At 63.0% G+C, this 4,660-nt stretch carries 6 protein-coding genes; 5 read left to right on the top strand and 1 reads right to left on the bottom strand.

Annotation, left to right across the window (positions count from 1 at the left end; all coding sequences use genetic code 11):
* The coding region (locus tag WCA53_RS10550) for a DUF6600 domain-containing protein (protein WP_423908860.1) at positions 1 to 1,370 on the bottom strand (1,370 nt) is incomplete at its 3' end.
* 416 nt (positions 1,371 to 1,786) lie between these two features.
* Between WCA53_RS10550 and WCA53_RS10545 the strand changes: the two genes are divergently transcribed.
* The 5 genes from WCA53_RS10545 to WCA53_RS10525 all read left to right on the top strand — a co-directional run.
* A complete protein-coding gene (locus WCA53_RS10545; RefSeq protein WP_423908857.1) occupies positions 1,787 to 2,119 on the top strand; it encodes a YXWGXW repeat-containing protein in 333 nt (110 codons plus the stop codon).
* A 200-nt stretch (positions 2,120 to 2,319) separates the two neighbouring features.
* Complete coding sequence (locus tag WCA53_RS10540; RefSeq protein ID WP_423908864.1) at positions 2,320 to 2,994, top strand: RNA polymerase sigma factor; 675 nt, start codon at positions 2,320 to 2,322, stop codon at positions 2,992 to 2,994.
* The gene (locus WCA53_RS10535; RefSeq protein WP_423908854.1) at positions 2,991 to 3,467 is read left to right on the top strand and encodes a hypothetical protein; all 477 of its coding nucleotides are present in this window, start codon (positions 2,991 to 2,993) and stop codon (positions 3,465 to 3,467) included. Before WCA53_RS10540 ends, WCA53_RS10535 begins: the two co-directional genes overlap by 4 nt.
* Complete coding sequence (locus tag WCA53_RS10530; RefSeq protein ID WP_423908851.1) at positions 3,464 to 3,925, top strand: periplasmic heavy metal sensor; 462 nt, start codon at positions 3,464 to 3,466, stop codon at positions 3,923 to 3,925. The genes WCA53_RS10535 and WCA53_RS10530 overlap by 4 nt, the downstream gene beginning before the upstream one ends.
* An 88-nt stretch (positions 3,926 to 4,013) precedes the next feature.
* The coding region (locus WCA53_RS10525; RefSeq protein ID WP_423908847.1) for a DUF1800 family protein at positions 4,014 to 4,660 on the top strand (647 nt) is incomplete at its 3' end.

Genomic DNA, 4,660 nt, shown 5'->3' with positions numbered 1-4,660 from the left:
CTTTCACGCACCGGCGCAATGCCAGGCGCACCCGCGCCAATCTGCGCGTGCACGATCTGCTGCGCCGATAAAACACGAGCGGCTTGCGCAACCGGCTGTCCCCGAACGAACGCACTAGCCGGGACCGCGGTGATCGCGCCGGGCCTGGTCTGGTTGATATAGGTGTTGTGGATGTTGTTCACGATCGTGGTATTACGCACGTTCGTGATGTTCACGCTGTTGACGCGATTGTAGTAGCTCGGGCTATATCCGTACCCCGGATGCCATGCTTCATGCGGCCCCAAAGCGAACCACGCGACACCCGCACCCACCGCGCCGCCGATCGCGAGATCGACGCCCCAATGCGCGCCCCCACCACCATCGCCACCGACAAATGCCACGAGCGCCGGCGCATACACAGGTTGCACGACGACCATCGGACCGGGCACCCACGCCCACGAGTTACTCACATAAGCCCAGCGGCCATAGTGGAAAGGCGCGAAACCCCACGGAGCATCGTCGACCCAGGTCCAGCCCCAAGGCGCAATCCAAGTCCAGTGACCTTCGTGATAGGGCGCCCAATTCGCCGAAACAGCAACGGTCGGCACCCAGACCTCGCCATAGTTCGGATCGCTGCGCCACGTGCCGTTAGCATCGAGATCTTCGTAGCCCGGGATATCCCGCGACACATAGCGCGCGGACTCCGATCCATCCTCCGCACGGTCGCGGCTCGCGACCCACTCGTCGAACGCGTCAGGAGCCGGCGCGACGCCGCCGCTTTGTTGCTGGAGGTTCACACCGATAAACCGCGCCTGCTGCCCCGCAGACATCTGATACGAACCGCCATCGCCATAAAGAGTCGCGGTCCCGCCACGCACAGTGACGGTGGTCGAGCTACCGTCAGGCGCGACATCGACGCGAAATTCGCCAGGACCGGTCGCCTGGAGCGCCACGTTAGGCGTATCGATTTCCACGGTCTGCCCAGTGGGCAATTCACGCACACGCGTGGAAAGCGAACCTTGGCCAACCTTGAGCTGCAGGGTCGTATCGTCGAGATCGACAATGCTCAACGCCGTTTGCTGATCGAGGCGCAATGCCGTCGATCCCGCTTGTAATTCACCCCGCGCGCCACTGTCGGCCCAAAGCTGATCGCCCGTCGTCAACGGCCGGTTCAATTGCGCATAAGACCAGTCGGTGGCCCCCGCAGGTTCGAGCGTCACGTTACCGGTGAAGTAATTGAGCCGCGCGACGCGGCCGGGCGGATCGCCCGCCAAGGCGGCCGGCGCAGTAGGAGAAGGAACCGATTGCGCCCATCCCGGAAGAGATGACGATACGAGTGCCGCGAAAAGAGAAAACGCTGCTGCATGAGTCTTGCGCAAGCGTGTTTTCATATAGTAAATGCTCCATTTATTTTCGTTTCGTCAGGATCCTGCGTATTCCCGTGCGTTATGTATTAACGTCGGCCGGGCGCAAGCGGATGACGCCAAGCGCTGTACCGCAAGTAACGGGCCCGCTGCACAGTAGCCGCTTAATTCCTGCAAACCCTTGGCACACATAGGCTCGCGTGCCTTGGCTTTAGCGGATGCAATCGTGTAACCAATTGCTAATGCCGGCTCGCTAGCTTTGGCGGCACGCTTTCGAAGCTTCTATTGCTAAGGCGGCTAAGGCGCGACTAAGACCGTCCTCGCGGCTTAGCGTGAGACCCATCGCAAGACATTTCGTGAACCTGCGACGGATTTTGCGTCATGCCCCGTTTAAGCCTGTATAGAGTGCTGCATCGGATCTTGAATAATCGTTAGGAATATTAATGAAAGCAAATCGTAGGGTATTCACACGTACGCTAGCGGCTCTTGTTTTCGCGCCGGCCTTAGCGGCCGTTACCGGCCTCACGAGCTCAAGCGCTCGTGCTCAAGCGGTGATCATCGCGCCGAGTGCGCCGCCGCCGATGCGTGCCGAAGCCGTGCCGCCAGGCCGGCCTGGCTATGTCTGGGATGAAGGCCACTGGCGCTGGTCCGGACGGGGTTACGAATGGGTTCCCGGCCATTGGCGGCCAATGCGCGCCGGCGCACGATGGGTCCCCGGGCACTGGGTGCAACGCGGGCCGAACTGGCGCTGGGTCGAAGGCTACTGGGCACGCTAAGTTTCACGCTATCCATACCAGGCGGGCAATCATGTTCAAGTCCTTGCTCGTCATGGCACTCGCTGCCATGACGCTGGCTGCGTGCGTCGTCTATCCGGCGCATCCGGCGTACTATCGCGAGCCGGCGGTCGTCGTTTATTGACACGCGGGATCAATCGGGCCGTAGTGGGTCGAAGCAGCGCTGGCACTGCATGAAAACGATGCGGGCCGGCGCGGGGTGTTCAACATGTGCAACGAGACAAGACGCATTGAACGAAACAGATCCAGACGCTGAGCTGGTGGCACGCGTGGGCGCCGAGGAACCGGGGGCCGTGCGCGAGATGGTCGCGCGCAAGCTGCCGCGTCTGCTTGCCCTCGCGACCCGCATGCTAGGTGACCGCGAGGAGGCCAACGACGTGGCACAGGAAGCGTTCGTACGCATCTGGAAGGAAGCGTCGCGCTGGCAACAAGGCCCGGCGCGTTTCGATACCTGGCTGCATCGAGTCGCCCTCAATCTTTGCTACGACCGTCTGCGCTCAGGAAGCCGTTCAGGCAGCAGCTCCGGCAGCCGTCGCGAACAAAGCATGACCGGCGACATTCCCGAAGCCGTCGATCCCGCGCCGCTACCCGAGGAACGCATGAGTGAAGGCGAGCGCAACGAGCGCATCAAGGCGGCGCTCGCAGCGCTGCCCGCACGCCAGCGTGAAGCACTCGTGTTGCAGTACTACCAGGAGCTGTCGAACGTGGAAGCCGCTCAACTAATGGGCATCAGCATCGAAGCGCTCGAAAGCCTGCTGTCGCGCGCGCGCCGCAACCTGCGCGGTCACCTGGCGGGTGAGCGCGATGACAATGGCACGCCACTTCAAAAGAAAGAACGCCGCGAGGAAAGCCGATGACTTCAATGACCGCAGAACGCTTTAGACAACTGACTGAAGCTTACGGCGCGTTGCCCGACCACTGGCCGCAGGAAGAACGCGCGGCCGCGCAGGCCTTGCTCGCGCAGCACGATCCCAGTGCGCTCGCAGCGATCGAGGAAGCGCTGCAACTCGACGAGTATCTCGAGAGCTTCGCCGTACCGGCGCCGGATACCCACCTGATACGCCGGATCATCGCGTCGGCGCCAGCTTGCGCTGCGCCCCGGCGTGCGAATTCCTTCTGGCGACAACCCCGCTTGTGGTTTTCCGGCGCTGGCCTGATCGGCGCGGGCGTGGCGGGCATCGCGGCGGGCGCGATGGCGATCTCGCTGACGGGTTCGCCAGCAGGAACGGCCATGAACACGGCCGCGAACACGAACGCGCTGGGCATGATCGACCAAAGCTACGGCGGCACGGTCTTCAGCAGCACCCCGCCCGACTGGAGCGATCAATGACAAGACTCAAGACCTTCCTGGTCATATCGCTGGTTCTTAACGTCTTCCTTCTCGGGACGCTGGGAGGCGGCACATACCGATGGATCATGAAGGAACGCGCGGCCGTGATTGCCCAGCAACGCGGCTTGCGTTTCGCAGCCGCCGAACTGACCGAAGCACGCCAAGAGCAATTGCGCGAAGCGCTGAGGCAAAACCGCCGGGACTCCCTGGCGCTGATTCTTTCGGCACGCCAGGGGCGGCTCGATATCGCACAACTCCTCGCCGCGCCGCAATTCGATCAGGCCGCGCTCGATGCCGCGCTCGCCCGCACGCGCGAGGCCGACTCGACCTTGCGTGGACGTATTGAAGAGACCGTGGCGCACTTCGCCGGCACATTGACATCCGATGAGCGGGTCAAGCTAGTAGACGCCCTGGAGCGTCACGGGCCGCTGCACGTCGGTCCGCCACCGAAGCAATAATTGTCTGGCACAGCGACGGAAAAACGCTGCGTCAGCCGTTAAAGATGAATCAAGCGAAGAGTCAAGCAAGCTAATCCTGGAGACTGCCATGGACGATCGCCGCCAAGCGACATCCGCCGCCATCGCATTGAATCGATTCGGACTGGGCGTGCGCGCCGATGAAACGGTGCCCGCCGATCCGAAGGGCTGGCTCCTCAGCCAGATGGGCGGCGCGGCCTACCAGCCGATGTCGCCCGCGTGGTCCGGCGAGCCATCGAGCAGCACGCTCGCCGCCGAGTTCGCGGACCGCCAGATCGCCATCCGCAACGCTTCCGATGACGACAAGCAGGCGGTGCGCAAGAGCTACAACGAGAAGATCCGCGACACGTATCGCGCGGCCGTGAATGCGCGCTTCATGAGCGCGTTGCAGACGCCCACGCCGTTCGTCGAGCGGCTGGTGCATTTCTGGGCGAACCACTTTGCGGTATCGGTGGAGAAGCCTCCGGTTGCCATGCTGGCTGGATCGTACGAAGTCGAAGCCATTCGTCCGCACGTACTGGGGCGTTTCGAAGACATGCTGGTGGCCGCCGAGCGTCATCCGGCCATGCAGATTTTCCTCGACCAGGCGCGCTCTGTCGGCCCCGACAGCCCCGCTGCGGAACGCGCGGCTGCGCGTCATCCGGACCGCAAGCCGGGCCTCAACGAGAATCTAGGGCGCGAGATCATGGAACTGCACACGCTGGGCGTGCGCAGCGG

The organism is Caballeronia sp. (genome assembly GCF_049581465.1).
In the GTDB taxonomy this organism is placed as follows: Bacteria; Pseudomonadota; Gammaproteobacteria; order Burkholderiales; family Burkholderiaceae; genus Caballeronia.
This window is presented reverse-complemented; position numbering and strand designations above follow the sequence as displayed.

Bases quoted from the DNA above. Each gene is read 5' to 3' on its own strand.
- WCA53_RS10530 (WP_423908851.1), top strand. From the start codon at position 3,464: ATGACAAGACTCAAGACCTTCCTGGTCATATCGCTGGTTCTTAACGTC.
- WCA53_RS10545 (WP_423908857.1), top strand. From the start codon at position 1,787: ATGAAAGCAAATCGTAGGGTATTCACACGTACGCTAGCGGCTCTTGTT.
- WCA53_RS10540 (WP_423908864.1), top strand. From the start codon at position 2,320: ATGCGGGCCGGCGCGGGGTGTTCAACATGTGCAACGAGACAAGACGCA.
- WCA53_RS10535 (WP_423908854.1), top strand. From the start codon at position 2,991: ATGACTTCAATGACCGCAGAACGCTTTAGACAACTGACTGAAGCTTAC.